Here is a 24,486-nt window from a genome sequence, read left to right on the forward strand (position 1 = left end):
GGCATAAGAAAATGAATCAACAGGATATTGAACAGGTCATCAAAGCGGTACTGCTGAAGATGAAAGACAGCAGTCAGCCTGCTGGCGCCGTTCATGAAATGGGCGTCTTTGCCTCCCTGGATGACGCCGTTGCGGCAGCGAAAGTCGCCCAACAGGGGCTGAAGAGCGTGGCGATGCGCCAGCTTGCCATTCATGCCATTCGTGAAGCGGGCGAAAAATACGCCCAGGAATTAGCGGAACTTGCCGTGACTGAAACCGGCATGGGACGCGTCGACGATAAATTTGCCAAAAACGTCGCTCAGGCGCGCGGTACGCCGGGCGTGGAGTGTCTCTCCCCGCAGGTGTTGACTGGAGATAATGGCCTGACGCTGATTGAAAATGCGCCGTGGGGCGTAGTGGCTTCGGTAACGCCGTCCACCAACCCGGCCGCGACCGTCATTAACAACGCCATCAGCCTGATTGCCGCTGGCAACAGCGTAGTCTTTGCGCCGCATCCGGCAGCGAAAGGCGTTTCTCAGCGTGCGATCGGGCTGCTTAATCAGGCGGTGGTTGCGGCGGGCGGCCCGGCAAACCTGCTGGTCACCGTGGCGAACCCGGATATCGAAACCGCCCAGCGCCTGTTTAAGTACCCCGGAATCGGACTGCTGGTGGTAACCGGCGGCGAAGCGGTGGTGGAATCCGCGCGCAAGCATACCAATAAACGTCTGATTGCCGCCGGTGCCGGTAACCCGCCGGTAGTCGTTGACGAGACTGCCGACCTGGCGCGCGCCGCGCAGTCCATCGTCAAAGGTGCGTCGTTTGATAACAACATCATCTGCGCCGACGAGAAGGTGCTGATTGTGGTTGATAGCGTCGCCGATGAGCTGATGCACCTGATGGAAGGCCAACATGCGGTGAAACTGACCCACGCTCAGGCCGAGCAGCTCCAGCCGGTGCTGCTGAAAAATGTCGATGAGCGCGGCAAAGGCACCGTCAGTCGTGATTGGGTCGGGCGCGATGCGGGCAAGATTGCCGCAGCCATCGGTCTGAACGTCCCGGAGCAAACGCGCCTGCTGTTCGTTGAAACCTCAGCCAGCCATCCGTTCGCGGTGACCGAACTGATGATGCCGGTGCTTCCTGTCGTACGAGTTGCCAACGTCGAAGAGGCCATCGCTCTGGCGGTCCAGCTTGAAGGCGGCTGCCATCACACGGCGGCGATGCACTCGCGCAATATCGACAACATGAACCGGATGGCTAACGCCATCGACACCAGCATTTTCGTCAAAAACGGACCGTGCATTGCCGGGCTTGGATTGGGCGGTGAAGGCTGGACCACCATGACCATTACCACGCCGACCGGGGAAGGGGTGACCAGTGCGCGCACCTTTGTTCGCTTGCGGCGCTGTGTGCTGGTGGATGCGTTCCGCATCGTATAAGGAGTGAAAGAGATGGCGCACGACGAACAGCTGTGGCTCACCCCCAGACTGCAAAAAGCGGCTGCCCTGTGTAATCAGACGCCTGCCGCCAGTGAATCACCGCTGTGGCTGGGCGTGGATTTAGGCACCTGCGACGTGGTGTCGATGGTTATCGACAGTGAAGGGCAGCCGGTGGCGGTGTGCCTGGACTGGGCTGACGTCGTGCGTGACGGCATCGTCTGGGATTTCTTCGGTGCCGTCACCATCGTGCGCCGCCATCTCGACACCCTCGAACAGCAGCTTGGTTGCCGTTTTACCCACGCGGCGACCTCGTTTCCGCCGGGCACCGATCCGCGTATTTCGATCAATGTGCTGGAGTCCGCCGGGCTGGAAGTCAGCCATGTGCTGGATGAACCGACCGCGGTGGCGGATCTGCTGCAGCTGGATAACGCGGGCGTGGTGGATATCGGCGGTGGTACCACCGGCATCGCTATCGTCAAACGGGGCGAGGTGACGTACTCCGCCGACGAAGCCACTGGTGGTCATCACATCTCCCTGACGCTTGCCGGAAATCGCCGTATTCAACTGGAAGAAGCGGAGCAGTACAAGCGCAGCAACGCCCAGGAGATCTGGCCGGTGGTGAAGCCGGTATACGAAAAGATGGCCGAGATTGTTGCTCACCATATTGAAGGGCAGGGAATTGCTGATTTATGGCTGGCGGGCGGCTCCTGTATGCAGCCGGGCGTGGATGCGCTGTTTCGCAAGCGCTTCCCGGAATTGCAGGTGCATTTGCCCCAGCACAGCCTGTTTATGACCCCGCTGGCAATTGCCAACAGCGGGAGAGAGAAAGCGGAGGGAATCTATGCAAGCTGAATTGCAGACGGCGCTCTTTCAGGCATTCGATACCCTGAATCTGCAACGCGTAAAAACCTTTAGTGTACCGCCGGTCACGCTGTGCGGCCTCGGCGCGCTCAGCACCTGCGGGCAGGAAGCGCAAACTCGCGGTTTGAGCCATCTGTTCGTGATGGTTGATAGTTTTTTGCATCAAGCGGGAATGACCGCCGGGCTTGAACGCAGCCTGGCGATGAAGGGCGTGGCGATGACCGTCTGGCCGTGCCCGCCGGGTGAGCCGTGCATTACCGACGTCTGCGCGGCGGTGGCTCAACTACGCGAATCACAGTGCGACGGCGTGGTGGCCTTTGGCGGCGGTTCAGTGCTGGATGCGGCAAAAGCGGTCGCGCTGCTGGTCACCAACCCTGAGCAGACGCTGAGCGCCATGACCGAAACCAGCGCATTGCGCCCGCGTTTGGCGCTGATTGCGGTGCCGACAACGGCCGGAACCGGCTCCGAAACCACCAACGTGACGGTGATTATCGATGCGGTCAGCGGGCGTAAGCAGGTGCTGGCGCATGCTTCTCTGATGCCGGACGTGGCGATTCTTGACGCTGCGCTGACTGAAGGTGTTCCTCCTCACGTGACGGCGATGACCGGTATCGATGCTCTGACTCATGCCATAGAAGCTTACAGCGCGCTCAATGCGACACCGTTCACCGACAGCCTGGCAATTGGTGCGATTGCGATGATTGCTCAGTCGCTGCCGAAAGCGGTGGGCTACGGCCACGACCTCGCTGCGCGCGAAAGCATGTTGCTTGCCTCGTGCATGGCCGGGATGGCTTTTTCCAGCGCCGGTCTGGGCTTATGTCACGCGATGGCGCACCAGCCGGGTGCGGCGCTGCACATTCCGCACGGCCAGGCTAACGCCATGCTGCTGCCGACGGTGATGGGATTTAACCGCATGGTGTGCCGCGAACGCTTTAGCCATATCGGCCGGGCGCTAACCGGCAAGAAAACCGATGACCACGACGCAATTGCCAAAGTGTGCGAGCTGATTGCTGAAGTGGGCCTGACCAAACGGCTTTCGGATGCCGGAGCGTTACCTGAACACTTCAGTGGATGGGCGCAGGCGGCGCTGGGGGATATTTGTTTGCGTACTAACCCGCGGACCGCCAACCAGGAGCAGATTATCCAGCTGTATACGGCGGCACAATGATGCGATTTCCCGGAGTACAGGATTGCGGTGACCCTGTAGCCCGGTCAGCGAAGCGCCACCGGGAATGATGCGGGCTGGCGGGTTATCCCGGAGGCGGCGCGTAGCGCCTGTCCGGGCTACAACACCGGCACATCACTCAAGAGTTCCAGGTGTTCACAGTATCTACAAATCATAAATGACAGGGAGTAAGGGCTATGGGAATTAACGAAATCATCATGTACATCATGATGTTCTTTATGCTGATTGCCGCCGTGGACAGGATCCTGTCGCAGTTCGGCGGCTCGGCGCGCTTCCTCGGTAAGATAGGTAAAAGTATCGAGGGATCCGGCAGTCAGTTCGAAGAAGGCTTTATGGCGATGGGCGCGCTGGGCCTGGCGATGGTCGGTATGACCGCGCTGGCTCCGGTACTGGCGCATCTGCTCGGGCCGGTGATTATTCCGCTGTATGAAATGCTCGGTGCAAACCCATCGATGTTCGCCGGGACGCTGCTGGCCTGCGATATGGGTGGCTTCTTCCTCGCCAAAGAGCTGGCAGGCGGCGACATTGCAGCATGGATGTACTCCGGCCTGATTCTGGGTTCCATGATGGGGCCAACCATTGTGTTCTCCATACCGGTCGCGCTCGGCATTATCGAGCCTTCCGATCGTCGTTATCTGGCGCTCGGCGTACTGGCCGGGATTGTCACCATTCCGATCGGCTGTATTGCGGGTGGCTTGATTGCGATGTACTCCGGTGTTGAGGTTAATGGCCAGCCGGTGGAGTTCACCTTCGCGCTGATCCTGATGAACATGATCCCGGTACTAATTGTCGCTGCGCTGGTGGCGCTGGGGCTGAAGTTTATCCCGGAAAAAATGATCAACGGCTTCCAGATCTTTGCCAAGTTCCTCGTGGCGCTGATCACCATCGGACTTGCCGCTGCGGTGATCAAATTCCTGCTTGGCTGGGATCTGATCCCCGGTCTTGACCCTATCTTTATGGCGGCCGACGACAAGCCCGGCGAAGTGATGCGCGCCATTGAAGTTATCGGATCCATCTCCTGCGTACTGCTCGGTGCCTATCCGATGGTATTGCTGCTGACCCGCTGGTTTGAAAAACCGCTGATGCGCGTCGGCAATCTGCTGAAAGTTAACAATATCGCTGCTGCTGGTATGGTCGCGACGCTGGCCAACAACATCCCGATGTTCGGCATGATGAAGCAGATGGATACTCGCGGCAAAGTCATCAACTGCGCGTTTTCGGTCTCCGCTGCTTTTGCGCTGGGTGACCACTTAGGCTTCGCCGCCGCCAATATGAACGCCATGATCTTCCCGATGATTGTCGGCAAGCTGATCGGCGGTGTGACGGCGATTGGCGTGGCGATGATGCTGGTACCGAAAGATGAAAACGTTTCTGCACCAGCAGAAACCGAAGTGGAGGCGCAATCGTGAATACACGCCAGCTGCTGAGCGTCGGTATCGATATCGGCACCACCACCACCCAGGTGATCTTTTCGCGCCTTGAGCTGGTGAACCGTGCGGCAGTGTCGCAGGTGCCGCGCTACGAATTCATCAAACGCGAAATTAGCTGGCAAAGCCCGGTCTTCTTTACCCCTGTCGATAAGCAGGGCGGTCTGAAGGAAGCTGAACTTAAGGCGCTGATTCTGGCCCAGTATCAGGCCGCAGGTATTGCCCCCGAATCGGTGGACTCCGGGGCAATCATCATCACCGGGGAAAGCGCGAAAACCCGCAATGCTCGTCCGGCAGTGATGGCGCTGTCGCAGTCGCTGGGGGACTTTGTGGTTGCCAGCGCCGGTCCGCATCTGGAGTCGGTGATTGCCGGTCACGGCGCCGGGGCGCAAACCCTGTCAGAACAGCGCCTGTGTCGGGTGCTGAACATCGACATCGGTGGTGGTACCTCGAATTACGCCCTGTTTGATGCCGGAAAAGTCAGCGGCACCGCCTGCCTGAACGTTGGTGGCCGTCTGCTGGAGACCGATGGGCAAGGGCGCGTGGTTCATGCCCATCAGCCGGGACAGAGGATTGTCGATGAGGTTTTCGGTGCTGGCACCGATGCCCGTTCGCTTAACGCTACCCAGCTGATTCAGGTGGCGCGACGGATGGCGACGCTTATCGTCGAGGTTATCGACGGCATGCTCTCTCCACTGGCGCAAAAGCTGATGCAAACCGGATTGCTGCCCGCCGATAAGAAGCCAGATGTGATTACCCTTTCCGGCGGAGTGGGCGAGTGCTATCGCAACCAGCCCGCCGATCCGTTCTGTTTTTCTGATATTGGGCCGCTGTTGGCGACGGCGCTGCATGAGCATCCGCGACTGCGCGAAATGAACGTGCAGTTTCCAGCGCAAACCGTGCGCGCCACGGTGATTGGCGCGGGAGCGCACACGCTGTCGCTCTCCGGGAGCACCATCTGGCTGGACGATGTCGCTTTGCCGATTCGTAACCTGCCGGTGGCGATCCCGCTTGAGTCTGCTGACCTCGTGACGGCCTGGCAGCAGGCGCTGGTACAGCTCGATCTGGATCCTCAAACCGATGCTTACGTGCTGGCGCTTCCCGCATCGCTTCCGGTGCGCTACGCCGCATTACTTACGGTTATTGACGCGCTTGTCGCCTTTATCGCGCGTTTTCCCAATCCGCATCCCCTGCTGGTGGTAGCCGAGCAGGATTTTGGCAAGGCGCTGGGCATGCTGCTGCGCCCGCAGTTACAACAACTCCCGCTGGCGGTCATCGATGAGGTGAGCGTCCGGGCGGGGGACTATATCGACATTGGTACGCCTCTTTTTGGCGGATCGGTTGTGCCGGTGACGGTGAAATCACTCGCATTTCCTTCCTGAGGGAACGACTTATGAAACTAAAGACCACATTGTTCGGCAATGTTTATCAGTTTAAGGATGTAAAAGAGGTGCTGGCTAAAGCCAACGAACTGCGTTCGGGGGATGTGCTGGCGGGCGTGGCGGCGGAGAGTTCTCAGCAGCGCGTAGCGGCGAAGCAGGTGCTGTCCGATATGACAGTTGCCGATATTCGTAATAACCCGGTGATCCCTTACGAGGAGGATTGCGTAACGCGTCTGATTCAGGACGACGTCAACGAAACCGCCTATAACCGTATTAAAAACTGGACCATCAGCGACCTGCGCGAATACGTGCTGAACGATGAAGTGACCAGCGACGATATCGCGTTTGTGCGCAAAGGGCTGACCTCTGAAGTGGTGGCGGCGGTGGCGAAGATCAGTTCCAACGCTGACCTGATCTACGGCGCGAAGAAAATGCCGGTAATCAAAAAAGCCAACACTACCATCGGCCTGCCGGGCACCTTTAGCTGCCGTCTGCAGCCGAACGATACCCGTGACGATGTGCAGAGTATTGCCGCACAAATCTACGAAGGACTCTCCTTTGGTGCGGGTGATGCGGTAATCGGTGTTAACCCGGTCACAGACGACGTGGAGAACCTGACCCGCGTACTCGATACCGTTTACGGCGTTATCGACAAATTCAATATCCCGACCCAGGGCTGCGTACTGGCGCACGTCACCACCCAGATCGAAGCGATTCGTCGCGGTGCGCCGGGCGGGCTGATTTTCCAGAGTATCTGCGGCAGTGAGAAGGGCTTAAAAGAGTTTGGCGTGGAGCTGGCGATGCTTGATGAAGCGCGCGCGGTTGGTGCGGAGTTCAACCGTATCGCCGGGGAAAACTGCCTGTACTTTGAAACCGGGCAGGGCTCGGCGCTGTCGGCTGGCGCGAACTTCGGTGCCGATCAGGTGACGATGGAAGCACGTAACTACGGGCTGGCGCGGCACTACGATCCGTTCCTCGTTAACACCGTGGTGGGATTTATCGGACCAGAGTATCTCTACAACGACCGGCAGATTATCCGCGCGGGTCTGGAAGATCACTTTATGGGCAAGCTGAGCGGCATCTCGATGGGCTGCGACTGCTGCTACACCAACCACGCTGACGCCGACCAGAACCTCAACGAAAATCTGATGATTCTGCTCGCCACCGCCGGTTGCAACTACATCATGGGCATGCCGCTCGGCGACGACATCATGCTCAACTATCAGACCACCGCGTTTCACGATACCGCCACCGTCCGTCAGTTACTGAATTTACGGCCGTCGCCGGAGTTCGAACGCTGGCTGGAAACCATGGGCATTATGGCAAACGGTCGCCTGACCAAACGGGCGGGCGATCCGTCACTGTTCTTTTGATGACGCGGGGATGACACATGATGGATCAAAAGCAGATTGAAGAAATTGTACGTAGCGTGATGGCGTCAATGGGACAACCGCAAACCACGGCGGCAGCGCCGCAGGCGGCGGTGACGAAGTGCGCCAGCCAGTGTGAAGTTGCCGCGGAGAGTTGCGAACTGGATTTAGGTTCGCCTGAAGCCAAGGCCTGGATTGGCGTGCAGCAGCCGCATCGTGCGGAAGTGCTGGCCGAGCTGAAGCGCAGCACCGTGGCGCGTGTTTGTACCGGTCGTGCCGGTCCACGCCCGCGCACCCTCGCGCTGTTGCGCTTTCTTGCCGACCATTCACGCTCCAAAGATACGGTGCTGAAAGAGGTGCCGGAAGAGTGGGTGAAAACCCAGGGCCTACTGGAAGTGCGTTCAGAAATTAGCGACAAAAACCTCTACCTGACGCGCCCGGATATGGGGCGTCGCCTGAGTGCTGAAGCGATTGACGCGCTGAAGTCACAGTGCGTAATGAGCCCGGATGTGCAGGTGGTGGTTTCCGATGGCCTCTCGACCGACGCGATCACCGTCAACTATGAAGAGATCTTGCCGCCGCTGCTGTCGGGCCTGAAACAGGCTGGATTGAAGGTCGGCACGCCGTTCTTCGTGCGCTACGGGCGCGTCAAAATCGAAGATCAGATTGGCGAAATTCTCGGTGCGAAAGTCGTTGTCCTATTGGTGGGTGAGCGTCCGGGGCTAGGGCAGTCGGAAAGCCTCTCCTGCTACGCCGTTTACTCTCCGCGCGTGGCGACTACCGTTGAAGCGGATCGTACCTGTATTTCGAATATTCACCAGGGCGGTACGCCGCCGGTAGAAGCGGCCGCGGTGATCGTTGATTTGGCCAAACGCATGCTGGAGCAGAAGGCTTCCGGCATCAACATGACTCGTTAAGGAGGCATCATGCCTGCATTAGATTTAATTCGCCCCTCGGTGACGGCCATGCGCGTGATTGCTTCGGTGAATGACGGTTTCGCGCGCGAACTTAAATTACCGCCACATATACGTAGCCTCGGACTCATCACGGCAGATTCTGATGACGTGACTTATATTGCCGCTGACGAAGCGACAAAACAGGCAATGGTGGAAGTGGTTTATGGCCGCTCTCTGTACGCCGGGGCGGCTCACGGTCCCTCGCCGACAGCGGGGGAAGTGTTGATTATGTTGGGGGGGCCTAACCCGGCGGAGGTTCGCGCCGGTCTGGATGCGATGGTCGCGCATATTGAAGGCGGCGCGGCGTTTCAGTGGGCCAATGACGCCGAAGATACGGCGTTTCTGGCACATGTAGTTTCGCGCACCGGCTCGTATCTCTCGTCGACTTCAGGCATTGCGCTGGGTGACCCGTTGGCCTATCTGGTCGCGCCGCCTTTAGAAGCGACGTTTGGTATCGATGCAGCGTTGAAATCAGCGGACGTCCAGTTGGTGACCTACGTGCCACCGCCGTCAGAAACCAACTATTCGGCGGCGTTTCTGACCGGGAGCCAGGCTGCCTGTAAAGCCGCCTGCAATGCCTTTACTGATGCCGTTCTGGATATAGCCCGTCATCCAATCCAGCGCGCGTAAGGGGGCTGTGATGATCAACGCGCTGGGATTACTGGAAGTGGATGGCATGGTTGCCGCCGTTGACGCGGCGGATGCCATGCTGAAAGCGGCCAACGTGCGTCTACTCAGCCATGAAGTTCTCGACCCGGGGAGGCTGACGCTGGTGATTGAAGGCGATCTGGCGGCATGCCGTGCGGCGCTGGATGCCGGAAGCGCTGCTGCACAGCGCACGGGCCGTGTTATTAGCCGCCGGGAAATTGGCCGACCGGAAGAGGATACCCAGCGGCTGATTAGTGGCTTTCAACGCCAACAGGAAACGCCGGAGGCACCTGCAACGACGGAGTCATCAGAAGCCCTGGTGGCGGTGCTGACATCGGTGCGTCAGGGAATGACGGCAGGGGAGGTGGCCGCGCATTTCGGCTGGTCGCTTGAAGAAGCCAGAAAGGCGCTGGAGCAGCTCTTTTCTGCCGGGGCGTTGCGTAAACGCAGTAGTCGCTATCGCTTAAAAAATTAACCAGTCGGAGGTGCCGGGAGCGCGACAGTGTTCCCGGCTCAAAAGATCATGAAAAAGAAAAAACCGGCAAACCTGCACCATCTTTATCATGAAGCATTACCCGAAGACGTTAAGCTGACGCCGATGGTGGAGGTGGATAACGTCCACCAGCGGCGTACCACCGATGTTTATGAACATGCCCTGACGATTACCGCCTGGCAGCAGATTTACGATCAACTTCATCCGGGAAAATTCCACGGTGAATTCACCGAAATCCTGCTCGATGATATTCAGGTTTTTCGCGAATATACTGGCCTGGCGCTGCGCCAATCCTGCCTGGTATGGCCTAACTCTTTTTGGTTCGGCATTCCGGCAACCCGCGGCGAGCAGGGGTTTATTGGCTCGCAGTGTATTGGCAGTGCGGAAATCGCTACCCGACCCGGCGGTACGGAGTTTGAACTCAGTACGCCGGATGATTACACCATTCTTGGGGTGGTTATCTCGGAAGATGTGATTTCCCGCCAGGCCGGCTTCCTGCATCATCCGGAAAGAGTGCTGCATATGTTGCGTAACCAGTCGGCGCTGGAGGTGAAAGAACAGCACAAAGCGGCGCTATGGGGTTTTGTGCAGCAGGCGCTGGCGACGTTTAGCGAGAACCCGGAAAACCTCCATCAACCCGCTGTACGCAAAGTGTTGGGCGATAATTTACTGCTGGCGATGGGGGCGATGTTGGAGGAGGCGCAGCCGATGGTCACCGCCGAGAGCATCAGCCATCAAAGCTATCGACGACTATTATCCCGAGCGCGGGAATATGTGCTGGAGAATATGTCGGAGCCGCTGACCGTTCTCGACTTATGTAATCAGTTGCATGTTAGCCGCCGCACGCTGCAAAACGCTTTTCACGCCATTCTGGGGATTGGCCCGAACGCGTGGCTGAAGCGCATTCGGTTAAACGCGGTGCGCCGGGAGCTGATTAGCCCCTGGTCGCAGAGCACGACGGTTAAGGATGCCGCGATGCAGTGGGGATTCTGGCATTTGGGGCAGTTCGCCACCGATTATCAGCAGTTGTTCGCCGAGAAACCGTCGCTGACGCTGCATCAAAGGATGCGGCAGTGGGCATAATGATGGGGCGCTTATAGCCAGTCGCGAACCTGAATAAATTCGCCTAGCGCCGCCTCCGGGCTGCCCGCTTCTGGATGATAATCATATTCCCAGCGGACCAGCGGAGGCATCGACATCAGGATGGATTCGGTGCGTCCGCCTGTTTGCAGGCCGAACAGGGTTCCGCGATCCCACACCAGATTGAACTCTACGTAGCGCCCGCGACGGTAGAGTTGAAAATCGCGCTCGCGCTGGCCCCAGAGCATCTCTTTACGTCGCTCGACAATCGGTAAATATGCGTCGGTATAGCCGTTGCCAACCGCCTGCATAAAGTCGAAACAATGGTCGAAATTCGGGGTATTCAAATCATCGAAAAACAGCCCGCCGATACCGCGCTGCTCGTTACGATGTTTGAGGAAGAAGTAGTCGTCGCACCACTTTTTATAGTGTGGATAAACCTCTTCGCCGAAGGGGTAGCATAAATCACGGGCGGTACGATGCCAGTGAACGGCATCTTCTTCAAAACCGTAATAGGGGGTTAAATCGAAGCCGCCGCCGAACCACCACACTGGGTCAGCGCCCGGTTTTTCCGCAATAAAAAAGCGCACGTTGGCATGGCTGGTGGGAATGTACGGACTGCGCGGATGCACCACCAGCGACACGCCCATGGCTTCGAAGCTGCGTCCCGCTAGCTCAGGGCGGTGAGCGGTAGCAGAAGCCGGCATCGCATCGCCGTGTACGTGAGAAAAGTTCACGCCTGCCTGCTCAAAGATACCGCCATCGCGCAGTACCCGGCTGCGTCCGCCGCCGCCGGCTTCACGCTGCCAGCTATCTTCAACGAAATCGCAGCCGTCAACGACGCTGAGCTTTTGGCAGATAGTATCCTGCAACTGAAGAAGGAATGCTTTTACCTGCTGCGCGTCGGGTTTCATTAACGTCTCGTCGAATGGGCTTTCTGGTTATCGAACCAGTGGAAATAACTAATAATGCCGTTAGCAATCGCCGTGGCGATTTTCTGCCGGAACGCGGTGGTGCCGAGCAGTTTTTCTTCGTTTGGATTGGTAATAAACGACGTCTCTACTAGCACCGAAGGAATCGATGGCGACTTTAGCACCACGAACGCCGCCTGTTCAGTATTGCGGCTGTGCAGCTTATGCACCGGCTTGATCTTTTTCAGAATATGCGAGCCGAGCGTCAAGCTGTTTTTGATGGTATCAGTTTGTACCAGGTCAAACAGCACTTGCTGTAATAGGTGGTCTTTATCCGTCGCTTTCTTACCAGCGACCTCATCCGCACGGTTTTCACGATCGGAGAGGTATTTTGCCATGGCGCTACTGGCGCCGCGGTTGGAAAGGGCGAATACGGAGGCCCCGGCTGCGCTCGGGTTGGTGAAACCGTCGGCGTGAATCGACATGAAGAGGTCGGCACCGTGCTGGTGAGCTATCTCCACGCGATCGTACAGCGGAATAAAAGTATCCCCGCTGCGCGTCAGCCGCGCATCAATGCCGTTGCTGCGCAGAATACTGCGCACGTTTTTAGCGATAGCCAGCACGACGTGTTTCTCTTTTGAGCCGTTATGGCCAATAGCGCCGGTATCAATACCGCCATGGCCCGGGTCGAGCATCACGACGCGTTTAGCGCCTTTTTTCTTCGCGGCGGGTTTGCTGTGACCGTTAGATGTTTTTAACGGTTGTTCTTTCGCGCTGGCCTGCGAGGCGATCCCTGAAAGGGTGATTGCTGCCAGCCCGGCTTTCAGCACCTGGCGGCGCGAAGAAAGTATTTTTAAGGGTTTAAAAGTGCTCATTCGGCCTGAATTGCAAACAAGTGGTAACCAATGTTATATCGTATCGTGTTTTCTGATACGACCATTCAAAATAAGAATTGTTTTACTTTTCATTTCAATACATGACAAAGTCACATTATGCCATTTTTTGCGGCTCATTGCGCCTGATATTGGCTATCGAGCGCAATCGCGCCATAATCACTGTTTTTAACCGTTAATGGTGGGCAATACCATGGAGATACGCGTTTTTCGCCAGCAAGATTTTGAAGAGGTGATTACCTTGTGGGAGCGTTGCGATCTCCTGCGGCCATGGAACGATCCGGAAATGGATATTGAACGTAAGCTGAACCACGATGCCAGCTTGTTCCTGGTTGCTGAGGTTAATGGCGAAGTTGTCGGCACGGTAATGGGGGGTTACGACGGCCATCGCGGGTCGGCTTATTACCTTGGCGTGCACCCTGAATACCGTGGTCGCGGCATTGCGAATGCGTTGCTTAACCGGCTGGAGAAAAAGCTGATTGCCCGCGGCTGTCCAAAAATCAACATTATGATACGTGAAGATAACGACGTGGTTCAGGGGATGTACGAGCGGCTCGGCTATGAGCATTCGGACGTGCTGTGCCTCGGTAAACGCTTAATTGAAGATGAAGAATACTGAATTTATCCCCTCCGATTTTGATAGCCATGGTCGCCTGCGTTTGCCGTTCCTTTTTTGGTGCGTGCTGCTGTTGCAGGCGCGGACGTGGGTGCTATTTCTGATGGCAGGCGCGTCGCGCCAACAGGGCGATGCGTTGCTGAATCTGTTTTATCCGAATCATGACAATTTTTGGCTGGGGTTGCTGCCCGGTATTCCGGCAGTGCTGGCGTTTGTTGTCAGCGGACACCGTCAAAAATTTCCTCGGTTTTGGCCGCTGATGCGCTGGCTGCTGGTCTTCTCGCAAGTATTGCTGTTGGTCTGGCAGCCGTTACTGTGGCTGAGCGGTGAATCACCTTCGGCGTTGACCATCGCCCTTTTGGCGGCGGATCTTTACGCGCTCTGGTGGCTGTTGAGCAGCCGTCGACTGAAAGCCTGTTTTCGTGACGAACAGCTTTAAGGGCACTTTTTGCCGATCGTGTACTCCAACATGCGTTGAATTAATAAGAAAGGACTGAGTCATGAAATCGCGACGTTTACTTCTCTGCGCATTACCGCTGGTCTTAACCGGTTGCTCAACAATGAGCGCGGTCAACTGGTCAGCTGCCTATCCGTGGAACTGGTTTGGTTCCTCAACGGAGGTTACCGAGCAGGGCGTGGGCAATCTGACCGCCGCGACGCCGATGAGCGAGCAGGCCATCAGCGATGCGATTGGCAGCAACTATCGCCTGCGCAGCGGTATGAAAACCGCCAACGGCAACATCGTGCGCTATTTCGAAGCGTTAAAAGATGACAAGGTCGCGCTAACCATCAACGGTGAGAGCGGCACCATCAGCCGTATCGACGTGCGCGATAGCAATATCGAAGCCGCCAGCGGCGTGAAAGTTGGCACGCCGTTTAGCGACATCTACAGTAAAGCTTTCGGCAACTGTCAGAAAGGCCATCATGACAACGGCACGGTTGTGGAATGTAAAGCCGAAGGCAGCCAGCACATCAGCTATGTATTCACTGGCAACTGGAGCGGGCCTGAAGAGCTGATGCCTTCTGACGACACGCTGAAGAGCTGGCCTGTGAGCGAGATTATCTGGCGTCGCTAATTTGATCTGAAGTGACTCGACGTTCTGAAAAAACGAGTACAATAGCGCCTTAAAAATGCCACAGCGTTGTGGCTGTATAATTTCAGGAGGAGCGATGTCTCAGGTTCAGAGCGGCATTTTGCCGGAACATTGCCGTGCGGCGATTTGGATTGAAGCGAATGTTAAAGGCGACGTTGATGCACTGCGTGAAGCCAGCAAGGTTTTTGCCGATAAATTAGCTACTTTTGAGGCGAAATATCCGGATGCTAAGCTAGGGGCGGTGGTTGCTTTTGGCCATAACGTCTGGCGTCAACTGAGCGGCGGCGTGGGCGCGGAAGAGTTAAAAGACTTCCCGGTCTATGGTAAAGGTCTGGCGCCATCAACTCAGTATGATGTGCTGATCCACATTTTGTCCGCGCAGCATGAGGTGAACTTCTCTGTTGCCCAGGCGGCAATGGCTGTGTTTGGTAACATCATTGACGTTAAAGAAGAGATTCACGGCTTCCGCTGGATTGAAGAGCGCGACCTGAGCGGCTTTGTTGATGGCACCGAAAACCCGGCGGGTGAAGAGACGCGCCGTGAAGTCGCCGTTATCAAAGATGGCGTTGATGCAGGCGGCAGCTACGTTTTCGTTCAGCGCTGGGAGCATAACCTCAAACAGCTTAACCGCATGAGCGTTCCTGATCAGGAAATGATGATTGGTCGTACCAAAGAAGCCAACGAAGAGATTGACGGCGACGATCGTCCGGAAACCTCCCACCTGAGCCGCGTGGATCTGAAGGAAGATGGTAAAGGGCTGAAGATTGTGCGCCAGAGCCTGCCGTACGGCACCGCCAGCGGCGTTCATGGTCTCTACTTCTGTGCCTACTGCGCGCGCCTGTACAATATTGAGCAGCAGTTGCTGAGTATGTTCGGCGATACCGATGGTAAGCGCGATGCGATGCTGCGCTTTACTAAACCGGTGACCGGCGGGTACTACTTCGCGCCGTCGCTGGAGCGTATTCAGGCGCTGTAAGCGTAAAGGCCTCTCCTTCATCCGTAAGAGAGGCCTGTTTTCTGCCATCTGGCAAAGCAATTCTATTTACTTATTCTCTTTTCGACTTCCAAATCGCCAAACGGTATATAAAACCGTTACTCCTTTCATCACCGTTATAAATATGATGATCACCAGAAAGTCATCAAATTGATAAGGGTGCGCAATGGCCGTTAAATCACTGAAAAAAGGATATCTGGCGCTGGCAGCTTCTGTGCTGTTAGTTGCGCAGGCGCAGGCGACGGAACTGCTGAACAGTTCCTACGATGTTTCCCGCGAGCTGTTTGCCGCCCTTAACCCGCCGTTTGAACAGCAGTGGGCGAAAGATAATGGCGGCGACAAGCTGACGATTAAACAATCTCATGCCGGGTCATCAAAACAGGCGCTGGCGATTCTGCAAGGCCTGAAGGCCGACGTGGTGACCTATAACCAGGTGACCGACGTGCAGATCTTGCACGACAAAGGCAAGCTGATTCCGGCCGACTGGCAAAGCCGTTTGCCGAATAACAGCTCGCCGTTTTACTCCACCATGGGATTCCTGGTGCGCAAAGGCAATCCGAAAAATATTCACGACTGGAATGACCTGGTGCGCTCCGATGTGAAACTGATTTTCCCGAACCCGAAAACCTCAGGCAACGCGCGTTATACCTATTTAGCCGCGTGGGGCGCCGCGGATAAAGCTGACGGTGGAGATAAAGCCAAAACCGAGCAGTTTATGACTCAGTTTCTGAAGAACGTCGAAGTGTTTGATACCGGTGGTCGCGGTGCTACTACCACCTTTGCGGAACGCGGGTTGGGCGATGTACTGATTAGTTTTGAATCGGAAGTGAATAACATCCGCAAACAGTACGAAGATCAGGGATTCGAGGTGGTTATTCCTAAAACCAATATCCTGGCTGAATTCCCGGTGGCCTGGGTGGATAAAAACGTCAAAGCCAACGGTACGGAAAAGGCGGCGAAGGCCTATCTGACATGGCTCTACAGCCCACAAGCGCAGACAATTATTACCGACTATTACTATCGCGTGAACAACCCGAAAGTGATGGATGGATTGAAAGATAAATTCCCGCAGACTGAACTGTTCCGCGTGGAAGACCAGTTTGGATCATGGCCGGAAGTGATGAAAACACACTTTGTCAGCGGCGGTGAGCTGGACAAACTGTTGGCGGCGGGGCGTAAGTAATGTTTGCTGTTGCATCAAAGCGCGTGCTGCCGGGCTTTACCCTGAGCCTCGGCACCAGTCTGCTGTTTGTTTGCTTGATTCTGCTGCTGCCGTTGAGCGCGCTGGTGATGCAGCTCTCTGAGATGACCTGGGCTCAGTACTGGGATGTGGTCACTAATCCTCAGGTGGTGGCGGCCTATAAAGTCACCCTGCTGTCGGCCTTCGTGGCGTCGATTTTCAACGGCGTATTCGGTTTGCTGATGGCATGGATCCTTACGCGCTACCGTTTTCCGGGCCGTACGCTGCTGGATGCGTTGATGGATCTGCCGTTTGCCCTGCCGACGGCGGTAGCGGGCCTGACGCTGGCGTCGCTATTCTCGGTCAACGGTTTTTACGGCGAGTGGCTGGCGAAGTTTGATATCAAAGTGACTTATACCTGGCTGGGTATCGCAGTAGCGATGGCCTTTACCAGCATCCCGTTTGTGGTGCGTACGGTGCAGCCGGTGCTCGAAGAGCTGGGTCCGGAGTATGAAGAAGCTGCGGAAACGCTGGGCGCGACGCGTCTGCAGAGCTTTCGCAAAGTGGTGTTGCCGGAGCTGTCTCCGGCGCTGCTGGCTGGGATTGCGTTGTCGTTTACCCGTAGCCTCGGCGAGTTCGGTGCGGTGATTTTTATCGCCGGTAATATCGCGTGGAAAACGGAAGTGACCTCGCTGATGATTTTCGTTCGTTTGCAGGAGTTTGATTACCCTGCCGCCAGCGCGATTGCTTCGGTGATCCTCGCGGCATCGTTACTGCTGCTGTTCTCAATTAACACCCTGCAAAGTCGCTTTGGTCGACGTGTGGTAGGTCACTAATGGCGATCGTTGCTCAATTGAAGCGTTATGACGCGCCCCGCATTAACTGGGGAAAATGGTTTCTGATTGGTACCGGGATGCTGGTTTCCGCCTTCATTCTGATTGTGCCGATGGTCTATATCTTCGTGCAGGCCTTTAGCAAAGGTCTGATGCCAGTGCTGCAAAACCTTGCCGACCCGGACATGCTGCATGCTATCTGGCTGACGGTGATGATTGCTTTGATTACCGTGCCGGTGAACCTGGTGTTCGGTGTGCTGCTTGCCTGGCTGGTGACGCGCTTTACTTTTCCTGGCCGCCAGCTGCTGCTGACGCTGCTGGATATCCCGTTTGCCGTCTCGCCAGTGGTGGCGGGGCTGGTTTATTTGCTGTTTTACGGTTCTAACGGCCCGCTGGGCGGTTGGCTCGATGAGCACAACCTGCAGATCATGTTCGCCTGGCCGGGCATGGTGCTGGCGACCATCTTTGTGACCTGTCCGTTCGTGGTTCGCGAGCTGGTGCCGGTAATGATGAGTCAAGGCAGTAATGAAGATGAAGCGGCGATTTTGCTCGGCGCTTCAGGCTGGCAGATGTTCCGCCGGGTTACGCTGCCGAACATCCGCTGGGCGCTGCTTTACGGCGTGGTGCTGACTAACGCCCGTGCCATCGGTGAATTCGGCGCCGTGTCGGTGGTTTCCGGCTCGATTCGCGGCGAAACCTTATCGCTGCCGCTGCAAATTGAATTACTTGAGCAGGACTATAATACCGTCGGTTCGTTTACTGCCGCCGCCCTGCTGACGTTAATGGCTATTTTGACCTTGTTTTTGAAGAGTATGGTGCAATGGCGTTTGGCCAATCAGGAAAAACGCGCGCAACTGGAGGGAAATCATGAGCATTGAGATTGCCAATATTAAGAAGTCTTTTGGTCGCACCCAGGTGCTGAATGATATCTCACTGGATATCCCCTCCGGACAGATGGTTGCGCTGCTGGGGCCGTCCGGCTCTGGCAAAACTACGCTGCTGCGTATTATTGCCGGGCTGGAGAATCAGTCCAGCGGGCATATCCGTTTTCACGGCACCGATGTGAGCCGCGTGCATGCGCGCGATCGCAAAGTTGGATTCGTGTTCCAGCACTACGCGCTGTTTCGCCATATGACGGTGTTCGACAACATTGCTTTTGGCCTGACGGTGCTGCCTAAGCGTGAACGTCCGAATGCTGCCGGTATTAAAGCAAAAGTGACCAAACTGCTGGAAATGGTGCAGCTGGCGCATCTGGCCGATCGCTATCCGGCCCAGCTCTCCGGCGGGCAAAAGCAGCGCGTGGCTTTGGCTCGTGCGCTGGCGGTTGAACCGCAAATCCTGCTGCTGGATGAACCTTTCGGTGCGCTGGATGCTCAGGTGCGTAAAGAACTGCGGCGCTGGCTACGTCAGCTGCATGAAGAGCTGAAATTTACCAGCGTATTTGTGACCCACGATCAGGAAGAAGCCACTGAAGTGGCGGATCGTGTGGTAGTGATGAGCCAGGGCAATATCGAACAGGCCGATGCGCCTGACCTGGTGTGGCGTGAGCCTGCCACCCGCTTTGTGCTGGAGTTTATGGGCGAAGTTAACCGCCTGAAAGGCACCATTCGCGGCGGTCAGTTCCACGTCGGCGCGCATCGCTGGCCGCTGGGCTATACCCCGGCATACCAGGGACCGGTCGATCTGTTCCTGCGTCCGTGGGAAGTGGATATCAGCCGTCGCACCAGCCTTGATTCGCCGCTGCCGGTACAGGTACTGGAAGCCAGCCCCAAAGGCCACTACACCCAATTAGTTGTTCAGCCCCTTGGGTGGTATGACGAACCGTTGACCGTGGTATTGCAGGGAGAAGATGCGCCGTATCGCGGGGAGCGCCTGTTTGTCGGCTTGCAAAATGCACGCCTGTACAATGGCAATGAACGTATCGAGCCACGCGGGGAGCTTGCTCTGGCTGAATCGGCCTGATAGCTTAATCCGCAAGTTTATCGCCGTTTTCGCAACGGCAGGATTTGGTAGCCCGGGTTAGACGCAATGCGTCGCCATCCGGGGACGTTTGCAGGCCGGGTAAACTCTCACCCGGCCTTTTTATTGGGCAAAAACCGTGAATACATTAGAACAAACAATTGGCAATACGCCTCTGGTGAAATTACAACGCCTTGCGCCTGACAACGGCAGCGAAATCTGGGTCAAGCTGGAAGGGAACAACCCTGCGGGGTCGGTGAAAGATCGCGCGGCGCTGTCGATGATTGTTGAAGCCGAAAAGCGCGGCGAGATTAAACCCGGCGATGTGCTGATTGAAGCGACCAGCGGCAATACCGGCATCGCGCTGGCAATGATTGCTGCGCTCAAAGGCTATCAGATGAAGTTGCTGATGCCGGATAACATGAGTCAGGAGCGTCGTGCCGCTATGCGCGCCTACGGCGCTGAGCTGATTCTGGTCACCAAAGAGCAGGGCATGGAAGGGGCGCGCGATCTGGCGCTGGAAATGGCCCAACGCGGCGAAGGTAAGCTTTTGGATCAGTTCAATAATCCGGATAACCCTTACGCGCACTACACCACCACCGGGCCGGAGATCTGGCAGCAGACTGATGGACGAATCACCCATTTTGTCTCCAGTATGGGCACAACCGGGACCATTACCGGCGTTTCACGCTTTCTGCGCGAGCAGGATAAAGCGGTGAGCATTGTCGGGCTGCAACCAGAAGAGGGAAGCAGTATTCCGGGGATTCGCCGCTGGCCAGCCGAATATATGCCGGGCATTTTTAACGCACAGCTGGTGGATGAAGTTCTGGATATTCATCAGCAGGATGCAGAAAACATCATGCGAATGCTGGCGGTACGGGAAGGTATTTTCTGCGGCGTCAGTTCAGGCGGTGCGGTGGCTGGCGCATTACGTATTGCTCGTGAAAACCCTGGCTCGGTAGTGGTGGCGATCGTCTGCGATCGGGGCGATCGCTACCTCTCTACCGGGGTCTTTGGCGAAGAGCACTTCGCCCAGGGCGCGGGGATTTAAACCTCGGGAGCGTCGAGCAGGTCGGTACCGTAGGAGTTATCTACGGTACATAGCCAGCGCTCACCCTGCTGGCGAAAGACATAGGTTGCGCGCCGCGTGACCTGTGTCGTGCCGCCTTCCGCCGTCGGGATATCCAGCCGGGTTTCCATAATCACCAGCGCATTGCCGCCGCCTTCAATAATCTCCATCTTCCCCTGCGTCACCACCAGCCGGTGCTGAAAATAATCGGCGATGGCGATAAACGCTTTGCGGATATTCTCTTTGCCCCTGACTACCATTCCCGGCTTAACCACCAGCGCGGCGTCTTCGGCGTAATACTCCATCAGGCTGGCGTAATCCTCCTGCGAGATGGCGCGATCGCAGGCTTCAATGGCGGCTTTTAACTGCGGGTTGGGATTATGCATCTCTGATGGCCCTTTTTGTGAGCTATTGATTTTCCGCCGTGACCGTTTTATCCGTCTCAGCGATCAGGGTGTGCAGGTACGGCTGCGCGTTTTCGTCGCTTTTTCCAGGGATCCTGACGATATAGGGCTTCCCAGTAATAGACGACGATGATGCTACCTTATCAATAAATTGCTCGGCGGTATTGATGCGATTTCGGGTATTGCCTAATTTTAGCCGCAGGTGTGAGACTGCTTCCTCGCAGGTATGGGCATCACCGTTGCGCACGAAGATCAGATCTTTCTTTTGCGCCAGGGCGTCGAGCATCGCGTTAATGCGCGCTTCTTGATAAGCGTTGAGTTTGGCAAAGGCGGGAAGTGTAAGAAATAATGCCATCACCGCGCAGAGAATATTCTTCATCTTGAGTCCCTTCCATAGTGGTTTGTTCGCGATAAAGTTTACTCTTTCCGCAGTGAGGGGATTTAGCTTTAAGAAAAACGATCGCTTTTGGTTAATTCATCGTCAGTTTGTCGAGAAACGTCCACAGTTTCTGATTCATCTCACGGTAGTCCCAGCCGCGCATTTCTTGTTCGCTGCGGATGAAACGTCTGCCTCTGGCGGCGCTGAGCTCTGGCTGCGAATGAGCAATCAGCAGTTCAATGACCTCAGCATCAAATTCCATATGGCATTGGAAACCATATACCCGGTCGCGATATTTCACTATCTGCCGCGGGCAGCCTTCGCTGGAGGCCATCACTTCCGCTTCCGGGGTCAGTCCCGGCATGTCATTATGCCAGTGGCCAACCACCAGTGAAGGGCCAAAGTGGGAGAGTTTGCTATCCTGCAGGCCCGCAGTGGTTAGCGTTAGCGGATAATGACCAATCTCTTTTTCCGGGCTTTGCATCACCGGCGCGCCCAGCGCTTCGCCAATCAGTTGCGAGCCGAGGCAAATGCCAATGACCGTTCGCCCGGCAGCAATCGCCTGGGCGATTAAGCGCTGCTCGGCGTGGGTATCAAAATAAGGGCATTCAGATAGCGTCGTGCGCGGCGATTGCGGGCCGCCCAGCACAACCAGCATATCAAAGTCATCCGCATTTTCTGGCAGTGCATCACCCGCGTAAACGCGTGACCAACTGGTAGCGTAACCGCGCGCCTGCGCCCAATGCAGATACGCTCCCGGCGCTTCAAAGACTTCATGGACAATAAAGTGGATCTGCATAGCGTTAACTCCTGTCAATGTTGTTGTAATACCTGGCATAAATCATCGGCGAGTTTATTGATTTCATCATCGTTCAGCGTGGCGAGCGAAAGGCGGAGTCCGTGCGACGGTGTGCCAACACCGAACGTTTCTCCTTCGCGAACCAGCCAACCCGCGTGCGCCAGACGTAGGGCAATCGGCTGGCTGGGTTTCTCCAGGGGAAGCCAAAAGTTAAGACCGTCTCCAGGCGTAAAATGGGTGAGTCCACGCTGAGAGAGCGCGGTGACCAGTTTTTCATGTTGTTGGCGATAGTGGCGTTGGCTCTGCGTTAAAGATGCCATAAAGTCGCTATCATTCAGGCAGGCCAGCACCAGATCCTGCAGCAGATGGCTGACCCATTGGCTACCGGAGTTCAGGCGCAGACGCAGCGCCGCCGATGTGTCTGGATCGCTGGCGACAATGGCCAGACGCATATCCGGTCCCAGCGTTTTTGACAGCGACCGTACTAGCGCCCAGCGCTGAGTTTCAGCGGCCAGCGGGGAGTACCATGGCGTAGCGGACAGCAGCGCAAAATGATCATCGACAATCACCAGAACCTGCGGGTAGCGGGCAAGTATTTCACGTATCGCCCGGGCGCGTGTTTCGCTGAGGCTACAGCCAGTGGGGTTGTGCGCGCGGGGGGTAATAATGACCGCGCGCGCGCCGTTGCGTAGCGCTTCTTCAAGCGCTGCGGGCTGCACCCCTTCACCATCCACCGGCACTGGCGAAGGGTTAAAACCGGCATAGCGCAGCATGTTGATACTGCTGAGAAAGCAGGGGTCTTCGATAGCCACGCTATCGCCGGGCAACAGCAGGGCGCAAAGCAGACGCTCAAGCGCATCGATAGCGCCGCTGGCGAGGTTAATCTCGGCGTCTATGCCCAAGTCTTTATTCACCCAGGTGCGGGCCCAGGCGGCAAGCTGCGGTTCAACTGCTGCATCGCCGTACAGACGTGGGGTGACTGCGATAGCGCTGAAGTAGCGTTTAATGTCGGCCAGACGATTAGGGTCAGGATTGCCGCTGGAAATATCTTTCAACGGCGAAGAGGGATCGCCCCCTTCAAGCTCGGGGAGAGTATTGTATGTCTTGATGACCGTACCATTACGCCCCTGGCTGATGGCTAATCCGGAGGTGACTAACCGCTTATAGGCTGAAGCGACGGTGTTGCGGTTAACCGAGAGATTGGTAGCCAGCTCGCGAACCGGCGGCAGAACATCGCCTGGTTTTAATACGCCGCTTTGTACCAGATGACGGACGTTATCGAAGATCTCACTAGCAGTTTTTCCGACAAACATTATTGACCTATGACAAAATGAATTTTAGCATAGGACGAATGATAATCAGAGTATGACCCGCTGTCCAGCGGGAGGAGAAAGGATGGGTCAGCAAGACGAAATACAATCGGTGCTCTTCAACGATAAAAGTCGGGCGCTACAGGTCGATATTGTGGCCGTGCAATCGCAAGTGGTCTACGGCAGCGTCGGAAATAGCATTGCGATACCGGCGATAAAGCAGCACGGCCTGCGGGTGATGGCGGTGCCGACGGTGCTGTTCAGCAATACCCCGCATTATGATACGTACTATGGCGGCGTTATTCCGGAAGAGTGGTTTGTCGGGTATTTAAAGGCGCTGGAAGAGCGTGATGCTCTGCGCGAACTGCGAGCGGTCACCACTGGCTATATGGGCAGTGCGGTGCAGATTGAACGGTTAGCGCAATGGTTGTGCCGCATCCGCGAGCATCATCCAGATCTTTGCATTCTGGTCGACCCGGTCATTGGCGATGTGGATAGCGGCATCTACGTCAAGGCGGAGATTCCCGAAGCATATCGCATCCATCTGCTGCCACTGGCGCAGGTTATCACGCCTAACCTGTTTGAGCTGGAGACGCTAAGCGGCCTGCCTTGCCACAATCAGCAGGAGGCGATTATCGCTGCACGCTGCCTGCTATCTGATTCGCTGAAATGGGTAGTGATTACCAGCGCGCCGGGAATTGATAACTCCTCGATCAACGTGTTGGTGGTTAGCGCAGAGTCAGTTGAGATGGTGGAACATCCGCGTGTTGAAACAGATCTGAAGGGCACGGGAGACCTTTTTTGCGCCGAGCTGGTTAGCGGTTTAGTTTGCGGGATGCCGCTGAGCGATGCCGCGCGTGCCGCTGCGCAGCGGGTACTGACGGTGATGACCTGGACTGATGAACAGGGTTGTGATGAGTTAATTCTTCCACCGCCAGAGGAGGGAGTATGAAGAGCTACCGTTTAGTGGTTCGTCAGCTGGGAAGAGTTGTTGGACATTTTGATACCTCAGGCAGTGAGGCGCTGGAAGATGCCTGCGAAGTCAGCTCGCTGTTTGGGGCGGTTGGCGGATATCAGTGTGATTTGCTGGTCTCTGACAGCGAGAAGCGGATTCTGGAAAGCTCCCCGGAGGGCATGAAGGTGTTGTCGAGGGAGAAATGCTATCGACCGTTTAAAGCGACGATATAAAAAAATGGCGCCCTTAGAGGCGCCATTCTTCTGCGGCAT

At 56.4% G+C, this 24,486-nt stretch carries 27 protein-coding genes; 21 read left to right on the forward strand and 6 right to left on the reverse strand.

The features are described 5' to 3' along the window. Positions 1 to 11: 11 nt before the first annotated feature. The 10 genes from DA718_RS07775 (at position 12) to eutR (ending at position 10,821) form a co-directional block, all read left to right on the forward strand. Complete coding sequence (locus DA718_RS07775; RefSeq protein ID WP_112212894.1) at positions 12 to 1,415, forward strand: aldehyde dehydrogenase family protein; 1,404 nt, start codon at positions 12 to 14, stop codon at positions 1,413 to 1,415. A gap of 12 nt (positions 1,416 to 1,427) precedes the next feature. Then, a complete protein-coding gene (eutJ, locus tag DA718_RS07780) occupies positions 1,428 to 2,267 on the forward strand; it encodes an ethanolamine utilization protein EutJ (protein ID WP_112212895.1) in 840 nt (279 codons plus the stop codon). Next, positions 2,257 to 3,444, forward strand: coding sequence for an ethanolamine utilization ethanol dehydrogenase EutG (gene eutG / locus DA718_RS07785; RefSeq protein ID WP_112212896.1), 1,188 nt, complete (start codon positions 2,257 to 2,259; stop codon positions 3,442 to 3,444). The genes eutJ and eutG overlap by 11 nt, the downstream gene beginning before the upstream one ends. 194 nt (positions 3,445 to 3,638) lie before the next feature. Beyond that, a complete protein-coding gene (gene eutH / locus DA718_RS07790; protein WP_110272177.1) occupies positions 3,639 to 4,871 on the forward strand; it encodes an ethanolamine utilization protein EutH in 1,233 nt (410 codons plus the stop codon). Continuing rightward, positions 4,868 to 6,271 (forward strand): ethanolamine ammonia-lyase reactivating factor EutA, encoded by a 1,404-nt coding sequence (eutA, locus tag DA718_RS07795; RefSeq protein WP_112212897.1) that lies wholly within the window; start codon positions 4,868 to 4,870, stop codon positions 6,269 to 6,271. The genes eutH and eutA overlap by 4 nt, the downstream gene beginning before the upstream one ends. A gap of 11 nt (positions 6,272 to 6,282) precedes the next feature. Then, entirely contained in the window at positions 6,283 to 7,644 is a 1,362-nt protein-coding gene (gene eutB / locus DA718_RS07800; protein WP_112212898.1) for an ethanolamine ammonia-lyase subunit alpha, read from the forward strand. 20 nt (positions 7,645 to 7,664) lie between these two features. Beyond that, a complete protein-coding gene (gene eutC / locus DA718_RS07805) occupies positions 7,665 to 8,558 on the forward strand; it encodes an ethanolamine ammonia-lyase subunit EutC (protein WP_112213205.1) in 894 nt (297 codons plus the stop codon). A 9-nt stretch (positions 8,559 to 8,567) separates the two neighbouring features. Next, positions 8,568 to 9,227 (forward strand): ethanolamine utilization microcompartment protein EutL, encoded by a 660-nt coding sequence (eutL, locus tag DA718_RS07810; RefSeq protein WP_110272180.1) that lies wholly within the window; start codon positions 8,568 to 8,570, stop codon positions 9,225 to 9,227. Between the two features lie 10 nt (positions 9,228 to 9,237). Next, positions 9,238 to 9,720 (forward strand): ethanolamine utilization microcompartment protein EutK, encoded by a 483-nt coding sequence (eutK, locus tag DA718_RS07815; RefSeq protein WP_112212899.1) that lies wholly within the window; start codon positions 9,238 to 9,240, stop codon positions 9,718 to 9,720. 48 nt (positions 9,721 to 9,768) lie between these two features. Further along, complete coding sequence (gene eutR / locus DA718_RS07820) at positions 9,769 to 10,821, forward strand: HTH-type transcriptional regulator EutR (protein ID WP_110272426.1); 1,053 nt, start codon at positions 9,769 to 9,771, stop codon at positions 10,819 to 10,821. A gap of 11 nt (positions 10,822 to 10,832) precedes the next feature. Here the strand turns inward: eutR and hemF are convergent, their stop codons facing one another. Both hemF and amiA read right to left on the reverse strand, forming a co-directional pair. Further along, a complete protein-coding gene (gene hemF / locus DA718_RS07825; RefSeq protein ID WP_112212900.1) occupies positions 10,833 to 11,732 on the reverse strand; it encodes an oxygen-dependent coproporphyrinogen oxidase in 900 nt (299 codons plus the stop codon). Then, positions 11,732 to 12,604, reverse strand: coding sequence for an N-acetylmuramoyl-L-alanine amidase AmiA (gene amiA / locus DA718_RS07830; protein ID WP_110272183.1), 873 nt, complete (start codon positions 12,602 to 12,604; stop codon positions 11,732 to 11,734). The genes hemF and amiA overlap by 1 nt, the downstream gene beginning before the upstream one ends. A gap of 211 nt (positions 12,605 to 12,815) precedes the next feature. Between amiA and DA718_RS07840 the strand changes: the two genes are divergently transcribed. The 9 genes from DA718_RS07840 (at position 12,816) to cysM (ending at position 20,349) form a co-directional block, all read left to right on the forward strand. Continuing rightward, positions 12,816 to 13,241, forward strand: a complete 426-nt coding sequence (locus DA718_RS07840; RefSeq protein WP_004104360.1) for a GNAT family acetyltransferase — start codon at positions 12,816 to 12,818, stop codon at positions 13,239 to 13,241. Beyond that, positions 13,228 to 13,677: a DUF2919 domain-containing protein gene (locus tag DA718_RS07845; protein WP_112212902.1), complete on the forward strand. Its 450-nt coding sequence runs from the start codon at positions 13,228 to 13,230 to the stop codon at positions 13,675 to 13,677. Before DA718_RS07840 ends, DA718_RS07845 begins: the two co-directional genes overlap by 14 nt. 61 nt (positions 13,678 to 13,738) lie before the next feature. Then, entirely contained in the window at positions 13,739 to 14,314 is a 576-nt protein-coding gene (locus tag DA718_RS07850; protein WP_112212903.1) for an RpoE-regulated lipoprotein, read from the forward strand. 94 nt (positions 14,315 to 14,408) lie between these two features. Then, positions 14,409 to 15,308: a Dyp-type peroxidase gene (locus tag DA718_RS07855; RefSeq protein WP_112212904.1), complete on the forward strand. Its 900-nt coding sequence runs from the start codon at positions 14,409 to 14,411 to the stop codon at positions 15,306 to 15,308. A 184-nt stretch (positions 15,309 to 15,492) separates the two neighbouring features. Beyond that, entirely contained in the window at positions 15,493 to 16,509 is a 1,017-nt protein-coding gene (gene cysP / locus DA718_RS07860) for a thiosulfate/sulfate ABC transporter substrate-binding protein CysP (RefSeq protein ID WP_110272188.1), read from the forward strand. After that, positions 16,509 to 17,342 (forward strand): sulfate/thiosulfate ABC transporter permease CysT, encoded by an 834-nt coding sequence (gene cysT / locus DA718_RS07865; protein ID WP_110272189.1) that lies wholly within the window; start codon positions 16,509 to 16,511, stop codon positions 17,340 to 17,342. Before cysP ends, cysT begins: the two co-directional genes overlap by 1 nt. Next, positions 17,342 to 18,217 carry a sulfate/thiosulfate ABC transporter permease CysW gene (gene cysW / locus DA718_RS07870; protein WP_112212905.1) on the forward strand — a complete coding sequence of 292 codons (876 nt, stop codon included), beginning with the start codon at positions 17,342 to 17,344 and terminating at the stop codon, positions 18,215 to 18,217. The genes cysT and cysW overlap by 1 nt, the downstream gene beginning before the upstream one ends. Continuing rightward, entirely contained in the window at positions 18,207 to 19,301 is a 1,095-nt protein-coding gene (cysA, locus tag DA718_RS07875) for a sulfate/thiosulfate ABC transporter ATP-binding protein CysA (RefSeq protein WP_110272191.1), read from the forward strand. Before cysW ends, cysA begins: the two co-directional genes overlap by 11 nt. 136 nt (positions 19,302 to 19,437) lie before the next feature. Continuing rightward, a complete protein-coding gene (cysM, locus tag DA718_RS07880) occupies positions 19,438 to 20,349 on the forward strand; it encodes a cysteine synthase CysM (protein ID WP_110272192.1) in 912 nt (303 codons plus the stop codon). Here the strand turns inward: cysM and DA718_RS07885 are convergent. From DA718_RS07885 to ptsJ, 4 genes are all read right to left on the reverse strand, one after another. Further along, positions 20,346 to 20,753: a YybH family protein gene (locus DA718_RS07885; RefSeq protein ID WP_112212906.1), complete on the reverse strand. Its 408-nt coding sequence runs from the start codon at positions 20,751 to 20,753 to the stop codon at positions 20,346 to 20,348. The genes cysM and DA718_RS07885 overlap by 4 nt on opposite strands. 22 nt (positions 20,754 to 20,775) lie before the next feature. Beyond that, positions 20,776 to 21,150, reverse strand: a complete 375-nt coding sequence (locus DA718_RS07890) for a YfeK family protein (protein ID WP_112212907.1) — start codon at positions 21,148 to 21,150, stop codon at positions 20,776 to 20,778. Between the two features lie 91 nt (positions 21,151 to 21,241). Next, the gene (locus tag DA718_RS07895) at positions 21,242 to 21,949 is read right to left on the reverse strand and encodes a type 1 glutamine amidotransferase (protein WP_112212908.1); all 708 of its coding nucleotides are present in this window, start codon (positions 21,947 to 21,949) and stop codon (positions 21,242 to 21,244) included. 14 nt (positions 21,950 to 21,963) lie between these two features. Next, complete coding sequence (gene ptsJ / locus DA718_RS07900; protein ID WP_112212909.1) at positions 21,964 to 23,262, reverse strand: MocR-like B6 salvage transcription factor PtsJ; 1,299 nt, start codon at positions 23,260 to 23,262, stop codon at positions 21,964 to 21,966. Positions 23,263 to 23,344: 82 nt separating this feature from the next. Between ptsJ and pdxK the strand changes: the two genes are divergently transcribed. Continuing rightward, positions 23,345 to 24,211, forward strand: coding sequence for a pyridoxine/pyridoxal/pyridoxamine kinase (pdxK, locus tag DA718_RS07905; protein WP_112212910.1), 867 nt, complete (start codon positions 23,345 to 23,347; stop codon positions 24,209 to 24,211). Next, positions 24,208 to 24,447: a cytoplasmic protein gene (locus DA718_RS07910; protein WP_112212911.1), complete on the forward strand. Its 240-nt coding sequence runs from the start codon at positions 24,208 to 24,210 to the stop codon at positions 24,445 to 24,447. The genes pdxK and DA718_RS07910 overlap by 4 nt, the downstream gene beginning before the upstream one ends. Positions 24,448 to 24,486 lie beyond the last annotated feature (39 nt).

This window comes from Klebsiella huaxiensis (assembly GCF_003261575.2).
Taxonomy (GTDB): Bacteria; Pseudomonadota; Gammaproteobacteria; order Enterobacterales; family Enterobacteriaceae; genus Klebsiella; species Klebsiella huaxiensis.

Excerpts from the sequence above, each read along its gene's own strand:
- DA718_RS07775 (WP_112212894.1), top strand. The coding sequence starts at position 12 with ATGAATCAACAGGATATTGAACAGGTCATCAAAGCGGTACTGCTGAAG.
- eutJ (WP_112212895.1), top strand. The coding sequence starts at position 1,428 with ATGGCGCACGACGAACAGCTGTGGCTCACCCCCAGACTGCAAAAAGCG.
- eutG (WP_112212896.1), top strand. The coding sequence starts at position 2,257 with ATGCAAGCTGAATTGCAGACGGCGCTCTTTCAGGCATTCGATACCCTG.
- eutH (WP_110272177.1), top strand. The coding sequence starts at position 3,639 with ATGGGAATTAACGAAATCATCATGTACATCATGATGTTCTTTATGCTG.
- eutB (WP_112212898.1), top strand. The coding sequence starts at position 6,283 with ATGAAACTAAAGACCACATTGTTCGGCAATGTTTATCAGTTTAAGGAT.
- eutC (WP_112213205.1), top strand. The coding sequence starts at position 7,665 with ATGGATCAAAAGCAGATTGAAGAAATTGTACGTAGCGTGATGGCGTCA.
- eutL (WP_110272180.1), top strand. The coding sequence starts at position 8,568 with ATGCCTGCATTAGATTTAATTCGCCCCTCGGTGACGGCCATGCGCGTG.
- eutK (WP_112212899.1), top strand. The coding sequence starts at position 9,238 with ATGATCAACGCGCTGGGATTACTGGAAGTGGATGGCATGGTTGCCGCC.
- eutR (WP_110272426.1), top strand. The coding sequence starts at position 9,769 with ATGAAAAAGAAAAAACCGGCAAACCTGCACCATCTTTATCATGAAGCA.
- hemF (WP_112212900.1), bottom strand. The coding sequence starts at position 11,732 with ATGAAACCCGACGCGCAGCAGGTAAAAGCATTCCTTCTTCAGTTGCAG.
- amiA (WP_110272183.1), bottom strand. The coding sequence starts at position 12,604 with ATGAGCACTTTTAAACCCTTAAAAATACTTTCTTCGCGCCGCCAGGTG.
- DA718_RS07840 (WP_004104360.1), top strand. The coding sequence starts at position 12,816 with ATGGAGATACGCGTTTTTCGCCAGCAAGATTTTGAAGAGGTGATTACC.
- DA718_RS07845 (WP_112212902.1), top strand. The coding sequence starts at position 13,228 with ATGAAGAATACTGAATTTATCCCCTCCGATTTTGATAGCCATGGTCGC.
- DA718_RS07850 (WP_112212903.1), top strand. The coding sequence starts at position 13,739 with ATGAAATCGCGACGTTTACTTCTCTGCGCATTACCGCTGGTCTTAACC.
- DA718_RS07855 (WP_112212904.1), top strand. The coding sequence starts at position 14,409 with ATGTCTCAGGTTCAGAGCGGCATTTTGCCGGAACATTGCCGTGCGGCG.
- cysP (WP_110272188.1), top strand. The coding sequence starts at position 15,493 with ATGGCCGTTAAATCACTGAAAAAAGGATATCTGGCGCTGGCAGCTTCT.
- cysT (WP_110272189.1), top strand. The coding sequence starts at position 16,509 with ATGTTTGCTGTTGCATCAAAGCGCGTGCTGCCGGGCTTTACCCTGAGC.
- cysW (WP_112212905.1), top strand. The coding sequence starts at position 17,342 with ATGGCGATCGTTGCTCAATTGAAGCGTTATGACGCGCCCCGCATTAAC.
- cysA (WP_110272191.1), top strand. The coding sequence starts at position 18,207 with ATGAGCATTGAGATTGCCAATATTAAGAAGTCTTTTGGTCGCACCCAG.
- DA718_RS07885 (WP_112212906.1), bottom strand. The coding sequence starts at position 20,753 with ATGCATAATCCCAACCCGCAGTTAAAAGCCGCCATTGAAGCCTGCGAT.
- DA718_RS07890 (WP_112212907.1), bottom strand. The coding sequence starts at position 21,150 with ATGAAGAATATTCTCTGCGCGGTGATGGCATTATTTCTTACACTTCCC.
- DA718_RS07895 (WP_112212908.1), bottom strand. The coding sequence starts at position 21,949 with ATGCAGATCCACTTTATTGTCCATGAAGTCTTTGAAGCGCCGGGAGCG.
- ptsJ (WP_112212909.1), bottom strand. The coding sequence starts at position 23,262 with ATGTTTGTCGGAAAAACTGCTAGTGAGATCTTCGATAACGTCCGTCAT.
- pdxK (WP_112212910.1), top strand. The coding sequence starts at position 23,345 with ATGGGTCAGCAAGACGAAATACAATCGGTGCTCTTCAACGATAAAAGT.
- DA718_RS07910 (WP_112212911.1), top strand. The coding sequence starts at position 24,208 with ATGAAGAGCTACCGTTTAGTGGTTCGTCAGCTGGGAAGAGTTGTTGGA.